This is a genomic window from Ramlibacter sp. 2FC, from assembly GCF_005503345.1.
Taxonomy (GTDB): Bacteria; Pseudomonadota; Gammaproteobacteria; order Burkholderiales; family Burkholderiaceae_C; genus SCMQ01.
Map to the genome: position 1 here is coordinate 63,212 of NZ_SCMM01000012.1, position 20,996 is coordinate 84,207.

The following is a 20,996-nucleotide window of genomic DNA, read 5'->3' on the forward strand; positions in this document are numbered from 1 at the left end:
GCGCTTATGGGTCAATTGGAGGGCGCGGCCTGTGCAGCGCCGGCGGACAGCAGCGCCTCGATGGCGTCGGCTTCGTAGCCGATCTCGCGCAGCAGCTCGCGGGTGTCCGCCCCGCGGGGCTGAGCAGGCGGGCGTCTCGGCGGATAAGCGTCCCCGAAGCGGATTGACGAGCGGATCGCTGCCGTCCGGCCTTCGGTCGGATGCTGCTCGAAGCCGATCAGCCCGACCGCCTCGAGGTGTGGGTCACGAGGCAGGGTCTCGAGCGTGTGGCAGGGCTGGACGGCGACGTCCGCAGCGCGCAGGATTTCGAGCCACTCGGCCGTCGTCCGGCTCGTCAACGGCGCACCACGGATTTCGAACCATTCGGAGACATAGCGTGCACGCGCCGCGACGGTTGTGAACCGGGGGTCGTCGAGCAGGTGCTGCCGGCCGGTGGCCTTGAGGAATGCGCGCACCTGCGGGTCGGTGTTGATGGTGAACGAGATCCAACCATCCGCGGTCTTCACCGGCTTGTTGTGTGGGCTCAGCAGCCGAAGATCGCCGGGTGGGCCGACGGGCGGGTCGAAGCTTTGCTGCGCGAGGTGTTCCTGCAGCACGAAAGCGGCCATGGTCTCGAACATCGGCACCTCGATGCTGCAGCCCGCACCGCTGGCCTTTCGTTCCACGAGTGCGGCAAGAATCGCTCCCGCCGCGATCTCTCCGGCCACGTGATCGCAAATGAGCATTGGGACATAGGCCGGTTCGCCGTCGCGTGCCAGCATGAGCCCGGCCATGCCCGTGACGCCCTGCACGACGCTGTCGTACGTGGGGCGGCCCGCGTACGGACCGTCGGTGCCGTAGCCGGTGATCAGGCAGTAGACCTTGTCGGGATGTCTGGCACGCACGGTGGCCGCGTCGAGCCCCAGTCGCTCGAGGGCCTGCGGGCGCATGTTGGCGACGATGACATCGGCCGACGCGATGAGCCGGTCGATGGCCTGTCTGGCGCCTTCCTGCTTCAGGTCGAGGCAGATGTTGCGCTTGCCGCGGTTGAAGTGCAGGTAGGCGCCCGAGTGCTGGCCGGTGGGCGATAAGCCGCCCAGGCCGCGCATCAGATCACCCTCCGGACTCTCGACCTTCACGATCTCGGCGCCGTACTGTCCCAGGCGCCAGGTGCACACGGGCCCGACCACCACGCTCGTCAGGTCGAGGACACGGATACCTTTCAAGGGTTCGAAGCTCATTGGACATTGACCTCCATTTCGACGGCCAGGACGTTCCGGTCGTCGTAGGCCTGCAGCCGCCATTTCGCACCGTCGCGATTCGCGGCCAGGGTGATCTGCCGCCCGCAGAACAGCGGCGCCACGTGGCGCACCTTCAGCGCCGAAGGCGTCACGCCCAGGTCACGGCGCAGGAACTCGGTAAGTAGCAGCGTGGCAAGCCCCCCATTGACGACGAGATCAGGGAAGCCTTCCACGTTCCTGGCGTGGGACCGGTCGATGTGGATCCGGTGGGAGTTGAAGCCCAGTGCGGAATACTGGAACAGCAGCGTTTCGTCCGGCACGAAGGTCATCGTTCTTTCGGCGGACACCGCGTCCACGCGCGCAGCAGAGCTGGGCGCCGCAGCCCCTTCGCGCGCGGGCAGCAGGAGGTAGGTCTGCGTCTCCACCAGGGCTGGCGTCGCGTCGGTCCCGAGTCTCAGCTCGTGCTGGATGCTGGCGATCGCCATCGGACCAGCCTCCGTGGTCTTGCGCGTCAGGCTTTGCATGGCGCTGGTGCGCTGCACGGTGGCGCCGATCGGAATGTCCTTCATATAGGAGACGGCCCTCCCTCCCAGCAGCAGGCGCGGCAGTCCCAGCTCGGGCATGGCGACGCCCAGTCCGGGAAATCCATCGGCGCGCAGCGCGGAGCGCCGCGTATCCGCGGCCATCAGGATGAACTGCCAGCCGCGCGGCAGGGGCGCGCCTTCCACCACCGTGTCCGGGTCGAGGTCCAGCATGGCGGCGACACGCCGCACCGCGGACACGCTGCAGGTCTCCGTCCGGGAGATGCTTTCGCCAGCCTCGGCGAGTTGTTCGCTTGCGTGGGTTGAATTCATTTATGAATTAAAAAATGTGTTAGTGAATTCTATGACTTGCGGAAATCCGCGTCCAGCGCGAAATATCCTAGGGTTTCCCCTAGCAAAAATGCATTAGTGCATTATAGACTTCACAGGTAAAACTTAATAACATTGCGGCGTGATGAGGGAGCGATGCCACTCTGTCACTCCCATTCCATCCACACGAACCTCCACCCAACTGCCGAAACCGATCATGAATTTCAAGTTCCATCACCTGAACCTGTGCACGGACAGTCTCCCCAGGCTCACCAAGTTCTATCAAACGCTGTTTGACCTCGGCACGATCAAAGACGAGGAGCACACGCGTGTGGACGCGAACAGCGACCGCACGGGATACAACGGCAAGGTGGACTTCCTGAGCGACGGCGCCATCGAATTCCACTGGGCCGAGCGCGACCTCAATACGGGCTTCAAGATGAAGCAGTTCGTCAACCCCATGGCGCGCGGCCACTTTTGCTTCCGCACGGACGACATCAAGGGCTTCATGCGCAAGTGCGACGAGCTTGGCATCCGGTATTCGGATTACGGCAAGTGGGCCATCGCCGGGTGGCACCAGGTCTTCCTGCAGGACCCGGACGGCAACGTCATTGAAGTCCACCAGCCCGGCCTGTAAGCCATGATGCTGAAAGACAAGGTTTGTGTCGTGGCCGGCGCGGGGTCACCGCGCGGCATCGGCTACGCGACCGCGCAGCTGTTCGCGGAGCACGGCGCGAAAGTCGTCATGCTTGACATCGCCATGGACGCCGGGATCGTCGACGGGCTGAAAGCGGCGCTGCCCGCTGGCGCGGCCCGCGACGCGGACGTCCGCGGCATCCGGTGCGACATCACCAGCCTGCAGGACTGCAGGCGGGCCGTCGAGGGCATCGTGACGCAACACGGCTCTATCGACTGCCTGGTTAACAGCGCAGGGGTCGTGCGCGGCACTCCCATGCTGTCGATCGAGGAAGACGAGTACGAGCGCATCTTGGAAGTCAACCTCAAGGGCACCTTCAACCTCTGCCAGAGCGTCCTTCCAGTCATGGTGGCGCGAGGCTCGGGGTCCATCGTGAACCTGTCGTCGTCCGCTGCGCAGCGGGGCGGCGGACTTGTAGGCGGCGCGCACTATGCGGCGTCCAAAGGCGGCGTCATTGGCCTCACTCGCACGATCGCCCGGGAGTTCGGTCCCAAGGGCGTCCGCGCCAACATCGTCTGTCCCGCCATGATCGAGACGGCCATGCTGGACGGTCTGCCAGACGAGCGTATGAAGGACATCCTCGAGGCGATTCCGTTGCAGCGCGCCGGCTCCCCACGTGAAGCTGCCGGCGCGTGCCTATTCCTCGCATCCGATCTCGGCGGCTTCGTCACCGGCGCCACCCTGGATGTGAACGGCGGTAGCCACATCCACTAGGGCCCTAAAAAGCCTGAGGACTTTCCAACTCGCGCGCAATGCGCGCTCTCAACCATCGGCCGCAAGGCCACCAAGGAGACAACCATGATGCACCGTCGTACCGCTCTCAAGGCGCTGGCAGGCACTGCCGCTGCTGCTGCCGCCTCCGTGCCAGGCTTCGCCTTTGCGCAAGGCAACAAGATTTCGATGAAGCTGGGCATTTCCCTGGCGCAATCGCACCCTACCGTCGTCGGCCTGCAAGCGGCCTGCGCCGACATCCTGAAGGAATCTGCCGGGCAGCTCTCCATCGAGGTGTTTCCCAACAGCCAGCTGGGCAGCGACACGGACATGATCTCCCAGGTGCGATCGGGCGCCATCGACATGATGGCCACCGCCAGCGGCGTGTTCGCCACCTTGATCCCGAGCGCTGCGGTGGCCGTGACTCCCTTCGTGTTCGCTGACCTCCCGACCGCGTTCCGCGCGATGGACGGTGACCTCGGCGCCCACATCCGCGCCGGCTTCACCAAGGTGAACCTGGTTCCCCTCGGCAAGGCCTGGGACCACGGCTTCCGCCACATCACCATGAGCACCAAGCCGGTCACCTCGGTGCAGGACCTGCAGGGGGTGAAGCTGCGCGTGCCCGCGACGCCGGTTCTCCAGCAGACCTTCAAGGCGTTGGGCGCATCCCCCACCACCATAGGCATCGGCGAGGTGTACACGGCGCTGCAGACAAAGGTCGTGGACGGGCAGGAGAACCCGCTGGCCATCATCGAAGCACAGCGTTTCTACGAGGTCCAGAAATACTGCTCACTGACCGGCCATGCGTGGGAGTGCTTCTGGATCGCGGCGAATCCGCGCGCATGGGGCGCCGTGCCGGAGAACCTGCGCCAGATCGCTTCCCGTGCATTCGAGACGCACGCCGTGAAGACGCGGTCAGCCCTGGCAACGATGACCGCCTCCCTCCAGGACAGCCTGTCGAAGCGTGGACTGACTTTCAACACCGTCAACCCCCAGCCCTTCCGCGATGCCCTGCAGAAGGCCGGAGCCTACAAGGAGTGGAAGGCCAAGTTTGGCGACGAGACCTGGGCGTTGCTGGAGAAATACTCCGGCAAGCTGGCCTGAGGCGGGGGACCGGACATGACTCAAGTAAGCCACGCAGGCGCCATGCCTGTCCTGGAGGACGGGATATTTCCCGCAGAGGGCGCGATCCTGCCGAAGTCGGGCTGGATCGTCCCCCTGGAGGTCTTTGCAGCCGTCTTGATCGCCGGTATCGTGCTGCTGCTGTTCGGCGGAGTCGTGTCCCGATACGTCTTTTCCAGTCCCATCGGCTGGATCGACGAAACGGTATCGATGGCGTTCATCTGGGTCGGAATGATCGGCGCTGCCATCGCCATGTATCGCCACGAACACCTCCGGCTGGCGACATTCGTGGACATGCTGCCACCACGCAAGCGCGACTTCGTCAATGCGGTGGGGCTGGTCTGCGTTGCTGCCTTCCTGATCGCCCTCATTCCGCCCGCCATCGAGCATGCGAAGCAGGAGTGGGTGATCGAGATGCAGACGCTGCATATCCCGAACACCTTCCGGGTCAGCGCCATCGCCGCCGGTGCCCTCCTGATGCTGGCCGTCGTACTGATGCATGCAGTCCGGACAGTTCCCAAAGCGCGTCTTGCCGCGGCGGTCGGCGTCGTCGGGGCCGCCGCCCTGGTTTTCCTCCTCGTGTCTCCGTCCCTGTCGCAGTTCAAGGTGGGAGGCCTGGTCTTCTTCTTGGCCGGCCTGGTCGCCTTGCTGCTGGCAGCCGGTGTGCCGATTGCCTTCTGCTTCGGACTGGGCGTCATGGCTTACCTGGCCTTCGGCACCACGGTGCCCGTTGGCGTCGTGGTCGGCAGGATGGACGAAGGCATGTCGAACCTGGTGCTCGTCTCCGTGCCCGTATTCGTCCTCCTGGGTTGCATCCTCGATGCAACCGGCATGGGCAAGGTGATCGTTGACGTCCTGGCGGCCCTCATCGGCCACATCAAGGCCGGCATGTCCTATGTGCTGCTGGGTTCGCTGTTCATCGTGTCCGGCATCTCGGGCTCCAAGGTGTCCGACATGGCGACGGTCGCGCCGGCCCTGTTCCCCGAGATGACACGGCGCGGGAACAAACGGCCGGAGATGGTCGCGCTGCTGGGCACCGGCGCTGCAATGGCGGATACGGTGCCACCCAGCATCGTGTTGATCGTGCTCGGTTCCGTCGCGGGCGTGTCGATCGCCGGCCTGTTCCAGAGCGGCTTCGTGATCGCCATGGTGTTGCTGCTGACGCTGGTGGCGGTGGCGCGCTGGAAGGCAAGGAATGAGCAGACCGACGGAACGAAGCGGCCGCCGTGGAAAGCCATCGGTCGCCTGACGGTGATCGCCGCCCCTGCATTGGCTCTTCCTTTCCTCATTCGCAGTGCGGTCGGTGAAGGGGTCGCCACCGCGACGGAAGTCTCGACGATCGCCGTGCTGTATGCCCTGATCGTCGGGCACGTCCTCTACGGAGGCATCCGTCCCCGAAAGCTCTATGGCATGCTGGTCGAGACCGCTGCCCTGAGCGGGGCGATCCTGATGATCCTAGGCACGGCCTCCGCCATGGCTTGGTCGATCACGCAGAGCGGCGTGGTCCATGCCATGTCGCAATTCCTTGCCACGCTGCCTGGCGGCGCGATCGCCTTCATGGCTGCGTCCATCGTGATCTTCGTCGTGCTCGGCTGTCTGCTGGAGGGACTGCCCGCCGTGCTGCTGCTCGCGCCCATCATGTTTCCGATCGCAAAGAGGCTCGGGATCCACGACATCCAATATGCGATGGTCATCGTCTCTTCGATGAACATCGGCCTGATGTTGCCGCCCGTCGGCGTGGGCTTCTACGTGGCCTGCCGAATCGGTGAGGGCAGGCCCGAGGAGGTCATGCGGGCCATCTGGCCATACATGGCAGCCCTGCTGGTGGGTGTGATCGTGATTGCGACCGTCCCCACCCTCTCGACCATCGCCTTGTAAGGAGCGCGAGATGAAACTGTTCATCACCGGCGCCACCGGCTACATAGGCGGCAGCGTCGCGGCGCGCCTCGTTGCCCAAGGGCATAGCGTCCGGGGGCTGGTGCGCGACCGCACCAAGGCCGACCTGCTGGTGGCATGCGGCATTGAGCCCGTGATCGGTAGCTTGGACGACGAGCGCGTGCTGGCGCGCGAGGCGCGCGAAGCCGACGGGGTCGTGAACACCGCCAACGCAGACCACCTTCCGTCCCTGCTGGCGATGCTGGAGGCTCTGAAGGGCTCCGGCAAACCGCTGGTGCACACCAGCGGGTCCAGCCTCATCGGAGACGATGCCCGCGGCAACCGGCTCTCGGAGGCAATCTTCGACGAAGAGACCCCATTCGTGGTCGAGGCAGGCAAGCAGGCGCGTCACGCCTTGAACGGCACGGTCCTCGCCGCCGCGGCACAGGGCGTGCGCACGGTCATCATTTGCCCCACCCTGATCTATGGCGAAGGCAGGGGCCTGAATCCGCACAGCATCCAGATCCCCTTTCTCGTGGAGCAGGCGCGCTCGCACGGCGTGGTGCGCGTGGTCGGCCAGGGCCTCAACCGGTGGTCGACTGTGCACATCGACGACTTGGCAGACTTGTACCTGCTTGCTCTGGAAAAGGCGCCGGCCGGATCCTTCTACTTTGCCGAAAGCGGTGAGGCGTCGTTCACGGCCATTGGCGAAGAGATCTCCGCACGCCTCGGCCTGGGCCGTCTCGAGTCAGTTCCGGCGGAGGAGGCGGCCAAGCTGTGGGGCCCGGCCAGGGCCTACTACACCTACGGAAGCAACAGCCGCGTTCGCGCCAAGCGAGCGCGTCGCGAACTGGGCTGGACGCCGTGTCACGAATCGGCGCTGGCATGGATCCGCCACGAAATGACCCTCTGAGCGCAAGGACGCAACAATGATCCTGGAACTTGCAGACATCCGCATCCAGTCCGGCCGGGAGGCCGAATTCGAGGAGGCCGCGAAGCGCGGCCTCGACATGGTGCTTTCGAAGGCCAAGGGCTTCCAAAAGTACGAGGTACGGCGCAGCATCGAATCGCCCGAGCGTTACATGCTCCTGATCCACTGGGACACGCTCGAAGACCACACGGTGGGGTTCCGGACCTCACCCGCGTACGCGCAATGGCGCGATATTGTCGGTCCGTACTTCGCGCAAGCTCCGTTCGTGGAGCACTTCGAGTTCTGCGCCGGGTCCTGACGGACCTTGGTTTCGCCGACTGGCGTCACCCGAATTTGGCCCCATTCGCACTGGTGGAAGGGGGCTGCGTCGTGCACACGGACATCTCCAAACTACCGGTAGGTATTCCGGTGCCGCGCCACTCGCACAACAGCGAAGACCTCAGGCCACATGGGTAGGCCGGGGGCTGCGGTCGAAACTGTCCATCATCTTCCTTGCCAGCAATTCCAGCAGCCGGCTGCGCAGCGCAGGGTCGCGATCCCACAGGTTCTCCTGCTCCAGTGGGTCGTCGTGCAGATCGTAGATCTCGCCCCAGTCGGCGCCGCGGTAGAGCGTGATCCGGTGGCACGCCGTCACGAGGGTGCGTGCGCGCACCGGTTCCTTGAAGCCAAGGTAGGCGCGCTGGTTGTCCTCCTCGATCAGCACCGCTTCGGGCCCTGTTGCGCGGTCACCGCGCCCCTGCAGCCCCACGATGTCCCGACCCTGCATTCCGTTGACCGGCGCGATGCCGGCCCGGGCCAGCACCGTGCGCGCGATGTCTACGCTGCTGGCCAAGCCGGCGCTGCGCGCGCCGGCGCATTTTTCCGCCGGGTCGGCCCAGATGAAGGGCACCCGGACCAGTCCCTGGTAATGCAGAGGGCCCTTGAGCATCAGGCCGTGATCGCCCATGAAGTCGCCATGGTCGCTGGTGAACACCACCACCGTGTCATCTTCCAGGCCGGCTTCGCGTAGCGCCTGCAGGATGCGGCCGACCGCGTCGTCGACCATGGTGATCATGCCGTAGGTCAGTGCGATCATCTCCCTGGCCTCGCGCTCGTCGACGGCGAACATGCGTTGCGAGGTCAGTACCGACTGGCCCTGGCGACGCTCCTCATGGATCCAGCGCAGGTGTGGCGGCGCGCCGACGCCGGGCTCGTGGCAGGTCGGCGGCGCGGCAACGTCCTGCGGCGAATACATGCCCCAGTAGCGCCCAGGCGGCGTGAAGGGATGGTGAGGGTCGGGGAACGAGCACTGCAGGAAGAAGGGCTTGCCGTCGCCCTTGGCCGCACGCCTTCGGATGAATTCCTCAGAGCGCTCGGCGACGTAGTGGGTCGAGTAAAGCTCCTCGGGCAGACGCGTCTTCCAGGCCTGCGGGGCGGTGAAGCGGACATCGGCCCCCGCGTTCGTCGCGCCGCACAGTTGCTCGTAACCGGGATACTTCTGGGCGGCCCACCGGCTCCAGTCGCCAAAAGTCTCGTCTGCATGGTGGTTGAACAGTTCGACATGGCCGAAGCCGTAGTAGGGCAGGGTGATCCGGTGGTCGGGATCTTGCCAGGAGGAGCGGCGCTCCTGCCGGTAGGCCGCGGCGGTGAGATCGACCCTGGTGGCCTCCTCGTAGCCCGGGGTGCGACGCAGGTCAGTAGCCAGCGGTACCAGGTTTTCGCACTGACTGGCTGGCGCAGACCGGGTTCCCCGCCGGCGAATGCCACATCGACGAGCAAGCGGCCGTGCTCAAGTGTCCGCGCGCGAGGTGCAGGCCCTGCTCGCCCATGGCGACTCCGCAGTGTGCCGCCGCCTCGCGCAGGAGCTGGCCCAGCGGCCGGTGCCGCCGGCAGAGGAAAATAGAGCCCCATGAACGAAATCCGTATGCAAACCAAGCTGTCCCCCGCCCAAGTCGAAGCCGACGTGCGACGCGCCCTCGAGGAAGACGTCGGCAGCGGCGACCTCACCGCCTCGCTGGTGCCCGCCGAGCAGCGCGCCACGGCCACCATCATCTGCCGCGAGGCCGCCGTGATCTGCGGCCAGCCCTGGGTCGACGAAGTGCTGCGCCAGGTCGCGCCCGATGCCCAGGCAAACTGGCTGGTGCAGGATGGCGAACGCTGCAGCCCGGGCAGCAAGATCGTCGAGATCAGTGGCCAGGCGCGCGCATTGCTGACCGCCGAGCGGCTCTGCCTCAATTTCCTGCAGACGCTGAGCGCCGTGGCCACCAAGACGGCGCAGTATGTGGCAGCCGTGGCCGGCACCCGGGCCGCCATCCTCGACACGCGCAAGACCATTCCCGGCCTGCGCGTGGCCGAGAAATACGCGGTGCGTTGCGGCGGTGGCAAGAACCACCGCATGGGCCTTTACGACGCCGTGCTGATCAAGGAGAACCACATCGCCGCCGCGGGCGGCCTCACCGCGGCCTTCCGCGCGGCCCAGGCGCTGACCCAGCCGGTGGATTTCATCCAGGTCGAGGTGGAGACCCTGGGCCAGCTGCGCGAGGCGCTGGACGCGGGCGTGACCATGGTGCTGCTCGACAACATGCCGCTTCAGACCATACGCGAGGCGGTGAAGATGGCCGGCGAACGCTGCAGCCTGGAGATCTCCGGCGGCGTGGGCCTGCAGACGCTGCGCGAGCTGGCCGAGACGGGCGTGGACCGCATCTCGGTCGGCGCGCTGATCAAGGACATCAAGGCGGTCGATTTCTCGATGCGCTTCGCCGACAAGCCGGTCGAGCGCGGCTAGCGTGCGACCTGCACAGGCCAGCCCGACCAGGCAGCCCAGTGCCGTGTCGACGAAGCTCTGGATCAGCGCAGACGGGCCATCGTCATCTCGGCCTTGCCGAAGGTTGGGGGCCAGCCGGTCTGCTTCGGATCGGCCACCTCGCCATGGTCGCATGGTAGGAGCCGGGCGCCCGGCGCTGGGCAGGAGCCGGTGGACCTCTTGCGGAGGGCTGCTCTGGGCCGGCGGCTTGGCCGCCTTCGATGACAAAATGCCCGGTTTTACGGATGTTCCGGTCCATGCCCCGATCAGGTCGTGGCCGCTCCATGCCTCTATGGCCGGGACATTCCTCATTGGCAAGGCACCATGTCGGACGAATACCCCATCGAGATCCCCCCTTCCTTCATGGCGCTGTTCATGGCGCCAGGGCGCCTCAAGCCCAAGGCCCCCAGGGAGCTGGTGGCCGGCCGCTACGAGTTGTGCGAGGACATGGCCCAGATGCTGACCGAGTTCGCCAGCAACATGCTGCTGAGCCTGGGCATCACCGAGGCCGACGTGCTGTCGCGCTGCCGTCAGGGCCTGCAGGGCGAGGGCGCGGTGCTCAGCGCGGCCGAGTCGGACTGGGTGGTCTGCCGGCTGGCGGAATTGCTGAACTGGCCGCACCCGGCGTTGGACTTGCCCCCAGGGCTTGTGCCCTAGGTTGTGGATAAGCGGCTGGACAAGTCGGCGAAGCGGCGTCGGTGCTGGCTTTGCCGGGGCTGCCCAAAATTTGGGCGTCGCCCCCGCCGCATCGGTCTAGACCGGGCCAGGCTCAGAGGCCCAGCAGGCCGTTGGCGCGCGCGTAGTGCAGGGTCTGGGTGCGGCTCTTGACGCCCAGGCGCCGGAACAGGCGCCACAGGTGGACCTTGACCGTGTGCTCGCTGATGCCGAGCTGGTCGGCGATCTCGCGGTTGCTCAGGCCCTGGTCGAGCATGACCAGCAGCTGGCTCTGGCGCTTGGAGAGCTTGCCGTTGGTGGCCGGGTCGGGCTGGGCCGAGGCGTCGCCGGGCGGCGTGCGCAGGGCGCGCAGGGCCGCCGTGATCTCGCCGCTGCCGGCGGACTTCTCGATGTAGACGTCGGCCCCGGCTTCCAGGCACATCTCCTCGATGTCCGCGGCGGGCGAGCCCGAGATCACGGCCAGCGGGGTGTTGGGATGGCGGGAGCGGATCTCCTGTATGCCGGACAGGCCCACGGTGTCGGGCAGCTTGAGGTCCAGGCAGAACAGGCTGGGCTCGCCGTACACGGCAATCGCCTCCTCGAGTCCGCTCAGGCGCGTCAACTCCACGATCTTCTCGCCGGTGAACAGGCGGCGCAGCAACATGACCATCGCCTCTCGCATCAGCGGGTGGTCGTCGATCACATACAGACTCATCGGGACAAGCTTCTCATGGGGTTTCACAAGCATAGTCGAAGCGCGAGGTTTCAGCGCTTGTCCTGTGCCGCGTCGCGCAACTGGGCCAGGGCCTGGTCCAACTCGGCCAGGCCGACCTCGGCCAGCGGCTCGAGCTGCGCCTGGTGGTTGGCCAGTGCGGCGCTGCCCTGCTGCGCGAGCGTCGCGATCAGCTGGCCGGCCTCGCGCGGCGCGTCGAAACCCAGGCTTTGCAGCAGCAGCCGGCCGTGGGCGTCGGTCAGCTTGAAGTAGAACTTGCCGTCGCGCTCGCGGTACTGCTTGAACTGCGGCAGGCTGGCCTTGGCCGCCTTTGGCGCGGGGGCCGGCGTGCCCAGGCCCTCCAGGCCGCGCAGGCCCACGGCGTGGCGCAGCTCGGCCATGAAGGGCGAGGCGAGGCGGCGCGCCTTGTCGGCGCCGGCGCGCAGGATACGGTCGATGCGCGCCGGCTCCTGCATCAGGGCCTGGTAGCGCTCGCGCATGGGCGCCAGCTCGCGGTCGATGCGCTCGAACAGCTGCTCCTTGGCCGCGCTCCAGGCGATGCCCTTGGCGTAGGCCTGGCGCATGGCCGCGGTCTCCTCGGCCGAGGCGAAGGCCTGGTAGATCTGGAACAGGGCCGATCCCTCGGTGTCCTTGGGCTCGCCCGGGGCGCGCGAATCGGTCAGGATGCCCATGATGAGCTTGTGCAGCTGCTCGCGTGGCGCGAACAGCGGGATGGTGTTGTCGTAGCTCTTGCTCATCTTGCGCCCGTCCAGGCCGGGCAGCGTGGCCACCGATTCCTCGATCGCCGCCTCGGGCAGCACGAAATGCTCGCCGTAGAGGTGGTTGAAGCTGGCGGCCATGTCGCGCGCCATCTCGATGTGCTGGATCTGGTCGCGGCCCACCGGCACCTGGTGGGCCTTGAACATCAGGATGTCGGCGCCCATCAGCACCGGGTACATGAACAGGCCGGCCGTCACGCCGTCGTCCGGCTCGGCGCCGCCGGCCAGGTTCTTGTCGACCGCGGCCTTGTAGGCATGGGCGCGGTTGAGCAGGCCCTTGCCGGTCACGCAGGTCAGGAGCCAGGTCAGCTCGGGGATCTCGGGGATGTCGGACTGGCGGTAGAAGGTCACGCGCTCGGGGTCCAGGCCGCAGGCCAGCCAGCTGGCGGCGATCTCCAGCGTAGAGCGCTGGATGCGCGCCGGCTCGTCGCACTTGATCAGGGCGTGGTAGTCGGCCAGGAAATAGAAGCTCTCGCTGCCCGGCTGCAGGCTGGCCGCCACGGCGGGGCGGATGGCGCCGACGTAGTTGCCCAGGTGGGGGGTGCCGGTGGTGGTGATGCCGGTCAGGACGCGCAAGGGGTTCATGGAAAGACGGGAAAGATCAGCGGATCAGAAAGGACAGCGGCCAGAGCAGCATCTCGAGCAGGTCGTAGGTCAGGGCCATCAGAGGGCGCATCCAGAAGTTGCTGACCACGCCGGCGATCACCAGGGCCATCACGATGAAGAAGCCCCAGGGCTCGATGCGGGACACCAGCATGGCCTGGCGCCAGGGCAGCAGGCCGACCAGGATGCGGCCGCCGTCCAGCGGCGGCAGCGGGAACAGGTTGAAGACGAACATCACCACGTTGACCAGCATGCCGGCACGGCACATGGACAGGAAGAAGCGCTCGGTGACGCCGCTGCCCGCCAGCAGGTAGAGCAGCACGCCCCAGACCAGGGCCTGGGCCAGGTTGGCGCCCGGGCCGGCCAGGGCCACCCAGATCATGTCGCGCTTGGGGTGGCGCAGCCGGTCGAAGCGCACCGGCACCGGCTTGGCGTAGCCGAACAGGAAGGCGCCGGCGGTGGCAAAGTACAGCAGCAGCGGCATCAGCACGGTGCCCACCGGGTCGATGTGCTTGACCGGGTTGAGCGTGACGCGGCCCATCATCCAGGCGGTGTCGTCGCCGAAATGGCGCGCGGCGTAGCCGTGGGCGGCCTCGTGCACCGTGATGGCGAACAGCACGGGCAGGGCATAGATCAGGACGGTCTGGATCAGGCTGGAAATATCCACGGACGCCATTGTCTCAGACCGGCACGGGGCGGCCCGACTGGCATCCGGCCCGGATCGGCCTCAGAGTCCGAGCGCCGCGGGGTCGCCGCGGCCCTGGCGCACCAGCAGCAGCTCGCCGCTGCTGAGGTCCACCACCGTGGTCGGCTCCAGGGGGCAGGCCCCGGCGTCGATGACGGCGGCGATGGCGTGCTCGTAGCGTTCGCGGATCTGCTCCGAGTCGTTCAGCGGCTCGGTCTCGTCCGGCGGGATCAGCGTGGTCGCCAGCAGCGGCGCGCCGTGCAGCTCCAGCAGGGCCTGCAGGGTGCGGTGCTCGGGCACGCGCAGGCCTATGGTCTTGCGCTGCGGGTGGCTGACGCGCCGCGGCACCTCCTTGGTGGCTTCCAGGATGAAGGTGTAGGGGCCCGGCGTGGCCTGCTTGACCAGGCGGAACTGCCGGTTGTCCACGCGCGCGTAGTTGGCGAGCTCGCTGAGGTCGCGGCACAGCAGGGTCAGGTGATGCTTGTCGTCGACACCGCGGATGCGCCGCAGCTGGTCGGCCGCGGTCTTGTCGTCCAGGTGGCAGACCAGGGCGTAGCTCGAGTCGGTGGGCACGGCCAGGATGCCGCCCTGCGCCAGCAGGGCCGCTGCCTGCTTGAGCAGCCTAGGCTGCGGGTTGTCGGGATGGACGGCGAAGTACTGTGCCATGAGGGTCAGGCCTTCCGCCGGGCCGCCCCAAGGGAGGCCTGGGCCCCCTCGGGGGGCAGCGAATACACGGAGTGATGAGCGTGGGGGCGTTGTTTCATGCTCAGGATTCGGCCGGCTGCACGAGGACACGGCTCTGGCGCACCGTGAGCCAGGCACCGGCCGCGCCGCAGGCCGCCACCAGGGCCATGCCCAGCAGCGACCAGGTGTCGGGGACATGGGCGAAGACCAGCCAGCCGCCCAGCATGGCAAAGCCGATCTGGGCGTAGAGGTAGGGCGTCAGCGTCGTGGCCGGCGCGCGCGCATAGGCCAGGATGAGCAGGAAATGGCCGACAGTGGCGGCACCGCCCATGAACGCCAGCGCGGCCCATTCCGTCCAGGTTCCGGGCGTGTGCCAGACGAAGGGCAGGGCCAGCGAGGCCAGCAGGGTGCCGACCCAGCCGGTGTAGAAATGCATGGTGACCGGGTCCTCGGTGCGCGCGAGCTTGCTGGTCAGCACCTGGAACCAGGCGTTGCAGGCCACCAGGCCCAAAGGCAGCAGCAGGGTCCAGTCGAAGTCCTCGCCGCCGGGGCGGATGATGACCAGGGTGCCGCTGAAGCCGCCGGCCACCAGCAGCCAGCGCAGTGACGAGACGTTCTCGCCCAGCGTGGTCGCGGCCAGCAGGGTGATGACCAGCGGCGTGATCATCACGATGGCGGTGAACTCGCCCACCGGCATGAACTTGAGGCTGAAGAAGGCGAACAGACTGCAGAGAAACAGCAGCGTGCCGCGCAGGAACTGGAAGCGCGGGTGTTGGGTGCGCAGCACGCGGCGGCCGCGCCCCGGCCAGACCACGGCCGTGGTGGCGACGGCCTGGAAGGCGTAGCGGAACCACAGCGCCATCAAGAGCGGCACGCTGGCGCTGACATACTTGGTCGTGGTGTCCAGGGCCGCGAAGCAGGCCACGGCGGCCACGAGGAAGGCAACGCCCAGCAGGGCCGTGGCGTGGCGGTTCACTGGATGCGGTCCGCCAGCAGTTCCCAGACGGGCGTGAGCTCACCGGGCAGCCAGGGCAGGGCGCCCAGGTCGGTATGGCTCTCGTCGGGGCTGTGGAAGTCGCTGCCGCGCGAGGCCGCCAGGCCGAATTCCTGGGCCGTGACGGCGTATTTCACGGCTTCCTGGGCCGAATGGCTGCCGGTCACGACTTCGACGCCGCGCCCGCCATGGGCCTTGAACTCGGTGAACAGCGCGTATTCCTCGTTGGGCGTGAAGTCGTAGCGCGCGGGGTGGGCGATCACGGCCTGGCCGCCGGCCTCGGTGATCCAGTGCACGGCGTCGTGCAGCGTGGCCCAGCGATGCGGCACGAAGCCGGGCTTGCCCTCGGTGAGGTATTTGCGAAACACCTCGGGCGTGTCGCGGCACACGCCGGTCTCGACCAGGAAGCGCGCGAAATGGGTGCGCGAGATCAGCTCGGGGTTGCCGGCGTAGCGCAGCGCGCCTTCGTAGGCGCCGCGTATGCCGACCTGGGCCAGGCCCTCGGCCATCTCCTGGGCGCGTTGGCCGCGTCCACCGCGCGTGTCGACCAGGCCCTGGCGCAGGCGTGCATCGTCGGCGTCGAAGCCCAGGCCCACGATGTGCACGGTCTGGCCGGCAAAGGTGACCGAGATCTCGACGCCGGTCAGGTATTTCATGCCCAGGGCCTGCGCGGCCGCCAGGGCGCGCTGCTGCCCGCCGATTTCGTCGTGGTCGGTCAGGGCCCACAGCGCCACGCCGTTGGCATGGGCGCGCGCCGCCAGCGTCTCCGGCGTCAGGGTGCCGTCGGAGACGACGGAATGGCAATGCAGGTCGGCGTTGAGAATGGCTTGCACACAGCCATTCTAGAGGCTAGGTGCAGGACGTGCAGGACGTGCAGGACGGCCAGGGGCGTTGGGGCGCGCGGATCTGCTCGAAGGCCCGTGCCAGCTGCAGCACGCCGAGGTCGTCGAAGCGCAGGCCCGCGATCTGCAGGCCGATGCGCAGGCCGCGCAGACGCTCGGGCCCGTCCTCGAACTGCGACCAGGCGATGTCCTGGAACGGCAGGCTCATGCTGTCGCGCGCGTCGGGCTGCGACAGCGCCTGCATCATCAGCGCCGCGTAGGCCACGCTGCGCGTCATCGGGCCGGCGGCGCGGCCGGTGTAGGGCGGGTCTATCGGCACGCGGCCCAGGCTGGGCTTGAGGCCGAACACGCCGCACCAGCCGGCCGGCAGCCGGATCGAGCCGCCGATGTCGGTGCCCAGATGCAGCGGGCCGTAGCCCGCCGCGGCCGCCGCGCCGGCGCCGGCGCTGGAGCCGCCCGGTGTCTTCGTCGGGGCCCAGGGGTTGCGCGCCAGCGGGTGGAAGCTCGACAGGCCCGAGGACAGCATGCCGTAGTCGGGCATGGTGGTCTTGCAGACCATCACCGCGCCGGCCTCCCTGAGCCGCTCGGCCGGCGGCGCGTCGACTGTGGCCGGCACCAGGCGCGTGGCGGCCGTGCCCAGCGGCACCGGGTCGCCCGCGGTGGCGATGTTCTCCTTGATCGTGACCGGCACGCCGTCGAGCGGGCCGCAGGGGGCGTTGCGCAGCCAGCGCTGCTCCGAGGCGCGGGCCTGTTGCAGCGCCAGCTCGGGGCGCAGCAGGTAGCTGGCGTGCAGTTGCGGCTCGCAGCGCTCGATGTGGGTCAGCACGGCGTCCGCCACCTGGACCGGGGACAGGGCACGGCGCCGGTAGGCGTCCAGCAGTTCGTGGGCGGACAGCGCGTGCAGCTCGGTCATCGGGTTTCTCTGGCAGGGCGGCCCACAAGGCCATCAGGGTGAAGCGGGGCCACAAGGGAAAAAGGCGGCGGCAGCGTCGATAATATCGGCATGGATGCTGTCACCGTGTCGCTTGCCGCCTTGCCGTCTGCTGCGCCTGCCGCCGGCGCGTGTCGGTGCGGGCGTTGCGAAGGGAGGCCGTCATGGCGCTGATGATCACCGACGAGTGCATCAACTGCGACGTCTGCGAGCCCGAGTGCCCCAACCAGGCGATTTACCTGGGCGTGGAGATCTACGAGATCGACCCGAACAAGTGCACCGAGTGCGTGGGCCATTTCGATGAGCCGCAATGTGTGCAGGTCTGTCCCGTGTCCTGCATACCGGTCAATCCCCAGCACATCGAGAGCCGCGAGACGCTGTGGCAGAAGTACCAGCGTCTGCAGGCCGAGGCCCAGGCATGAAAAACGCCACCTGCGAGGTGGCGTTTTTCATGGTATGGACGGCGCCGCCGGGCGGGGCGGCTTGGGGCGCGGCGGCTGGCTGGTATGCACCAGCAGCGTGGCCTTGTCCATCTCGCCGGCGATCAGGGCCGGCAGGGCCTTGAGCGCGCGTGCAATGCAGTCGTCGATGGCCGCGCGGTGCTCGGGCGAGGGTTTCTTGAGCACCCAGTTCACCACCTCGGACTTCACGCCGGGATGGCCAACGCCCAATCGCAGGCGCCAGTAGTCGGGCGAGCCGAGCTGGGCGTGGATGTCGCGCAGCCCGTTGTGGCCGGCATGGCTGCCGCCTCGCTTGAGCTTGACCTGGCCGGGAACTATGTCGAGCTCGTCGTGCGCGACCAGGATCTCCTGCGGCTGGATCTTGAAGAAGCGCGCCAGCGCGGCGACCGACTTGCCCGACAGGTTCATGAAGGTCTGGGGCTTGAGCAGCCAGACGGTCTGGCCGTGCAGGCTGGTGCGCGCCACCTGGGCGTGGTAGCCCTTGTCGGGCACCAGCGAGAGCTTGAGCTCGCGCGCCAGCGCGTCTATCCACCAGAAGCCCGCGTTGTGGCGCGTGTCCTCGTATTCGGGGCCGGGGTTGCCCAGGCCGACAAACAGCTTGATCATGGCCTTCGATTATCCGCGCCCGGCATGGGCGTTGACGGGCTCCAAACGACAACGGCCCGCCGAGGCGGGCCGTCGATGCCTTGAGGCAGGGCGTCCTTACTTCTTGCCCTTGCCCTTGGCCGGCGCGGGGGCCGGCGCGGCAGCCGCGGGGGCGGCTTCCTCAACTTCCTCGGCCGGGGCGGTGACCGAGACCAGCACCGGATTGGGCTTGCCGTGCGTGACGACCTTCACGCCCTTGGGCAGGGCGACGTCGTTCAGGTGCAGGGAAACGCCCTTCTTCAGTTCGCTGAGGTCCACCGCGATGAACTCGGGCAGGTCGGCCGGCAGGCAGCTGACCTGGAGCTCGTTCACGATGTGGTTGACCAGGCACTTGTCGAGCTTGACGGCGCCGGAGTTCTCTTCGCCGCTGTAGTGCACCGGCACCTTCATGGTCAGGCGGGTGTTGGCGTCCACGCGCTGGAAGTCGATGTGCAGCACCAGCTGCTTGAACGGGTGCATCTGCAGGTCACGCAGCAGGACCTTGCTGGTCTGGCCGTTCAGTTCCATTTCCAGGATGCTGGAGTGGAAGGCTTCCTTCTTGATGGCGTGCCACAGGGCGTTGTGATCGAGCTCGATCAGCTGCGGCTGGCCCTCGCCACCGTAGACGATGCCGGGCGTCTTGCCCGAGATGCGCAGACGGCGGCTCGCACCCGTACCCTGCTTGGCGCGCTCAAAAGCGACGAATTTCATATAAAGACTCCTAGGGAAGCCGACCGCGACCAGTGCGGCTCCGATTACAAAAAGGCCTGCTTCGCCCGCGAGGGGCTGGCAGGCCCGCTTCTTGTCCGGATCAGAAAAGGTTTTCTTGATCCGAGAACAAACTCATGACCGACTCGCCCTTGGCGATGCGCTGTATCGTCTCGGCGATCAGCGGCGCCACGGAGAGCTGGCGGATTTTCCGGCAGCCGGCGGCGGCGTCGCTCAGCGGGATGGTGTTGGTCACCACCACCTCGTCGAGCGCCGCGCCCTTGGCGATGCGCTCGATGGCCGGGCCGGAGAAGATCGGGTGCGTGCAGTAGGCGTAGACGTTCTTGGCGCCGCGCTCCTTGAGCACCTCGGCCGCCTTCACCAGGGTGCCGGCGGTATCGATCATGTCGTCCATGACCACGCAGTTGCGGCCCTCGATCTCGCCGATCACGTGCATGACCTCGCTGACATTGGCCTTGGGGCGGCGCTTGTCGATGATGGCCAGGTCGCAGCCCAGCTGCTTGGCCAGGGCGCGCGCGCGCACCACGCCGCCCACGTCGGGCGAGACCACGATCAGGTCCTCGTAGTTCTTCTGGCGCAGGTCGCCCAGCAGCACCGGCGAGGCGTAGATGTTGTCGACCGGGATGTCGAAGAAGCCCTGGATCTGGTCGGCGTGCAGGTCCATGGTCAGCACGCGCGCCACGCCCACGGCCTGCAGCATGTTGGCCACGACCTTGGCCGAGATCGGCACGCGCGTGGAGCGCGGGCGGCGGTCCTGGCGGGCGTAGCCGAAGTAGGGGATGACGGCGCTGATGCGCTCGGCCGAGGCGCGCTTGAGCGCGTCGACCATGATCAGCAGTTCCATCAGGTTCTCGTTGGTCGGCGCGCAGGTGGACTGGACCACGAACACGTCGCGGGCGCGCACGTTCTGCTTGACCTCCACGGTGACCTCCCCGTCGGAGAAGCGGCCCACGTCGGCGGCGCCGAGCGAGATGCCCAGGTGACGCGCGATCTCGGCCGCCATGCCGGGATTGGCATTGCCCGTGAAAACCATGAAGTCGGGGGTGGAGTTCGGCTGCATCAGCGTCCCAGCGATCTAAACAATATGCCTGTACGTGACAGTGTGCCTGTACGTGAAACGTATTTGGCAGGGGAGGAAGGACTCGAACCCTCGCATGCCGGAATCAAAATCCGGTGCCTTGACCAACTTGGCGACTCCCCTACACAGGTCGACAGTCAGAAACTGCCTACCGATAATCGTCGCTGGTTGCCCATCCCAGCAAGGGATGAACATCCATGTTGCCGCATGTCCGAACCTGCCATTGGTCAGGGACCTGACCGAGATTCTTGCCATCCGGCAATTGTGCAAACACCGCACTGCCTGAGCCGGTCATTCTGCCGTGCAAACCCGCGTCTTCAAGCCACTGAAGGGCCTGGGTGACCTGCGGGCAAAGCCTCTGGGCAACCGGCTGCAAGTCGTTTCGACCGAAGTCGTATGCGTTTGCAGCAAAGACTGAAATTCTAGCAGCATTTGTATCGCGCTTCAAAGTCGGGTCTTCAAAAATCTTTCTTGTCTCCAGTCCCGCGGGTGGTTTGACGACCACGAAGCGGGCCGCGGGCAGGGAGATCGGCGCGATGCGCTCGCCTATGCCTTCGACCCAGGCGTTGCGCCCGCGCAGGAAGAAGGGCACGTCGGCGCCCAGGGTCAGGCCTATGGCCTCGAGCTCGGACAGACGCAGGCCCAGCTTCCACAGGCGGTTGAGCGCCAGCAGGCAGCTGGCCGCGTCGGAGGAGCCGCCGCCCATGCCGGCCTGGGCCGGAATCTGCTTGGCCACGGCTATGTGCGCGCCCAGCGGGCAGCCCGTGTGCGCCTTGAGCGCACGCGCGGCGCGCGTGACCAGGTCGTCGGCGGGCAGCGGCGTGGTCAGGTCCTCGCGGCTGATGTCGCCTGCGGCGCGCAGCTCGAAGTGCAGGGTGTCGCACCAGTCGATCAGCATGAAGGCCGACTGCAGCAGGTGGTAGCCGTCGGCGCGGCGGCCCGTGATGTGCAGGAACAGGTTGAGCTTGGCCGGGGCCGGCACGTCGTACAGCGACTTCATCGCGGCATTATCGCTAGCGCGGCCCAGGTTG

The 20,996-nt window shown here is 67.1% G+C and carries 22 protein-coding genes, 1 tRNA gene and 1 pseudogene; 9 read left to right on the plus strand and 15 right to left on the minus strand.

Annotation, left to right across the window (positions count from 1 at the left end):
• Positions 1-11: 11 nt before the first annotated feature.
• Complete coding sequence (locus tag FFS10_RS07700) at positions 12-1,220, minus strand: CaiB/BaiF CoA transferase family protein (RefSeq protein ID WP_137893212.1); 1,209 nt, start codon at positions 1,218-1,220, stop codon at positions 12-14.
• Positions 1,217-2,074: an HTD2 family dehydratase gene (locus tag FFS10_RS07705; protein WP_137893214.1), complete on the minus strand. Its 858-nt coding sequence runs from the start codon at positions 2,072-2,074 to the stop codon at positions 1,217-1,219. Before FFS10_RS07705 ends, FFS10_RS07700 begins: the two co-directional genes overlap by 4 nt.
• Before the next feature lie 214 nt (positions 2,075-2,288).
• On the opposite strand from FFS10_RS07705, the gene FFS10_RS07710 reads away from it, so the two are divergent.
• From FFS10_RS07710 to FFS10_RS07735, 6 genes are all read left to right on the plus strand, one after another.
• Positions 2,289-2,708 (plus strand): VOC family protein, encoded by a 420-nt coding sequence (locus FFS10_RS07710; protein ID WP_137893216.1) that lies wholly within the window; start codon positions 2,289-2,291, stop codon positions 2,706-2,708.
• Positions 2,709-2,711: 3 nt separating this feature from the next.
• The gene (locus FFS10_RS07715) at positions 2,712-3,482 is read left to right on the plus strand and encodes an SDR family NAD(P)-dependent oxidoreductase (RefSeq protein WP_137893218.1); all 771 of its coding nucleotides are present in this window, start codon (positions 2,712-2,714) and stop codon (positions 3,480-3,482) included.
• An 84-nt stretch (positions 3,483-3,566) separates the two neighbouring features.
• Entirely contained in the window at positions 3,567-4,583 is a 1,017-nt protein-coding gene (locus FFS10_RS07720) for a TRAP transporter substrate-binding protein (protein ID WP_137893220.1), read from the plus strand.
• A gap of 42 nt (positions 4,584-4,625) precedes the next feature.
• Positions 4,626-6,479 carry a TRAP transporter large permease gene (locus FFS10_RS07725; RefSeq protein WP_137893222.1) on the plus strand — a complete coding sequence of 618 codons (1,854 nt, stop codon included), beginning with the start codon at positions 4,626-4,628 and terminating at the stop codon, positions 6,477-6,479.
• Positions 6,480-6,489: 10 nt separating this feature from the next.
• Positions 6,490-7,389 carry an NAD-dependent epimerase/dehydratase family protein gene (locus tag FFS10_RS07730; RefSeq protein ID WP_137893224.1) on the plus strand — a complete coding sequence of 300 codons (900 nt, stop codon included), beginning with the start codon at positions 6,490-6,492 and terminating at the stop codon, positions 7,387-7,389.
• A 16-nt stretch (positions 7,390-7,405) separates the two neighbouring features.
• Entirely contained in the window at positions 7,406-7,705 is a 300-nt protein-coding gene (locus tag FFS10_RS07735; RefSeq protein WP_137893226.1) for an antibiotic biosynthesis monooxygenase family protein, read from the plus strand.
• A gap of 141 nt (positions 7,706-7,846) precedes the next feature.
• Here the strand turns inward: FFS10_RS07735 and FFS10_RS07740 are convergent, their stop codons facing one another.
• A complete protein-coding gene (locus FFS10_RS07740) occupies positions 7,847-9,148 on the minus strand; it encodes a sulfatase family protein (protein WP_137893228.1) in 1,302 nt (433 codons plus the stop codon).
• A gap of 147 nt (positions 9,149-9,295) precedes the next feature.
• Here FFS10_RS07740 and nadC point away from each other — a divergent pair, with 147 nt between their 5' ends.
• Positions 9,296-10,171 carry a carboxylating nicotinate-nucleotide diphosphorylase gene (gene nadC / locus FFS10_RS07745; protein WP_137893230.1) on the plus strand — a complete coding sequence of 292 codons (876 nt, stop codon included), beginning with the start codon at positions 9,296-9,298 and terminating at the stop codon, positions 10,169-10,171.
• 342 nt (positions 10,172-10,513) lie between these two features.
• The gene (locus tag FFS10_RS07750) at positions 10,514-10,846 is read left to right on the plus strand and encodes an ATPase with chaperone activity (RefSeq protein WP_137893232.1); all 333 of its coding nucleotides are present in this window, start codon (positions 10,514-10,516) and stop codon (positions 10,844-10,846) included.
• A gap of 112 nt (positions 10,847-10,958) precedes the next feature.
• Here the strand turns inward: FFS10_RS07750 and FFS10_RS07755 are convergent, their stop codons facing one another.
• The 7 genes and pseudogenes from FFS10_RS07755 to FFS10_RS07785 form a co-directional block, all read right to left on the minus strand.
• Positions 10,959-11,558 carry a response regulator transcription factor gene (locus FFS10_RS07755; RefSeq protein ID WP_137893234.1) on the minus strand — a complete coding sequence of 200 codons (600 nt, stop codon included), beginning with the start codon at positions 11,556-11,558 and terminating at the stop codon, positions 10,959-10,961.
• A 50-nt stretch (positions 11,559-11,608) separates the two neighbouring features.
• Positions 11,609-12,919, minus strand: a complete 1,311-nt coding sequence (locus tag FFS10_RS07760) for a tryptophan--tRNA ligase (protein WP_137893236.1) — start codon at positions 12,917-12,919, stop codon at positions 11,609-11,611.
• A gap of 16 nt (positions 12,920-12,935) precedes the next feature.
• On the minus strand, positions 12,936-13,613 hold the full coding sequence (locus FFS10_RS07765) for a site-2 protease family protein (RefSeq protein WP_137893238.1): 678 nt from the start codon (positions 13,611-13,613) through the stop codon (positions 12,936-12,938).
• A gap of 51 nt (positions 13,614-13,664) precedes the next feature.
• Entirely contained in the window at positions 13,665-14,288 is a 624-nt protein-coding gene (locus FFS10_RS07770; RefSeq protein ID WP_137893240.1) for an L-threonylcarbamoyladenylate synthase, read from the minus strand.
• Positions 14,289-14,388: 100 nt separating this feature from the next.
• Positions 14,389-15,282, minus strand: coding sequence for a DMT family transporter (locus FFS10_RS07775; protein WP_249931203.1), 894 nt, complete (start codon positions 15,280-15,282; stop codon positions 14,389-14,391).
• On the minus strand, positions 15,279-16,133 hold the full coding sequence (locus tag FFS10_RS07780; protein ID WP_137893244.1) for a 3',5'-nucleoside bisphosphate phosphatase: 855 nt from the start codon (positions 16,131-16,133) through the stop codon (positions 15,279-15,281). Before FFS10_RS07780 ends, FFS10_RS07775 begins: the two co-directional genes overlap by 4 nt.
• Positions 16,134-16,179: 46 nt before the next feature.
• Positions 16,180-17,055: pseudogene (locus FFS10_RS07785) on the minus strand (amidase); the annotation flags it as partial.
• A gap of 182 nt (positions 17,056-17,237) precedes the next feature.
• On the opposite strand from FFS10_RS07785, the gene FFS10_RS07790 reads away from it, so the two are divergent.
• Positions 17,238-17,495 carry a YfhL family 4Fe-4S dicluster ferredoxin gene (locus FFS10_RS07790; protein ID WP_137893248.1) on the plus strand — a complete coding sequence of 86 codons (258 nt, stop codon included), beginning with the start codon at positions 17,238-17,240 and terminating at the stop codon, positions 17,493-17,495.
• Between the two features lie 27 nt (positions 17,496-17,522).
• On the opposite strand, the gene pth is transcribed toward FFS10_RS07790, so the two are convergent.
• The 5 genes from pth to ispE form a co-directional block, all read right to left on the minus strand.
• The gene (gene pth, locus FFS10_RS07795) at positions 17,523-18,140 is read right to left on the minus strand and encodes an aminoacyl-tRNA hydrolase (protein WP_137893250.1); all 618 of its coding nucleotides are present in this window, start codon (positions 18,138-18,140) and stop codon (positions 17,523-17,525) included.
• 96 nt (positions 18,141-18,236) lie between these two features.
• Entirely contained in the window at positions 18,237-18,869 is a 633-nt protein-coding gene (locus FFS10_RS07800) for a 50S ribosomal protein L25/general stress protein Ctc (protein ID WP_137893252.1), read from the minus strand.
• A gap of 100 nt (positions 18,870-18,969) precedes the next feature.
• Positions 18,970-19,947 carry a ribose-phosphate pyrophosphokinase gene (locus FFS10_RS07805; protein WP_137893254.1) on the minus strand — a complete coding sequence of 326 codons (978 nt, stop codon included), beginning with the start codon at positions 19,945-19,947 and terminating at the stop codon, positions 18,970-18,972.
• A gap of 64 nt (positions 19,948-20,011) precedes the next feature.
• Positions 20,012-20,088, minus strand: a tRNA-Gln gene (locus FFS10_RS07810).
• 25 nt (positions 20,089-20,113) lie between these two features.
• Positions 20,114-20,965, minus strand: a complete 852-nt coding sequence (gene ispE / locus FFS10_RS07815; RefSeq protein ID WP_137893256.1) for a 4-(cytidine 5'-diphospho)-2-C-methyl-D-erythritol kinase — start codon at positions 20,963-20,965, stop codon at positions 20,114-20,116.
• Positions 20,966-20,996 lie beyond the last annotated feature (31 nt).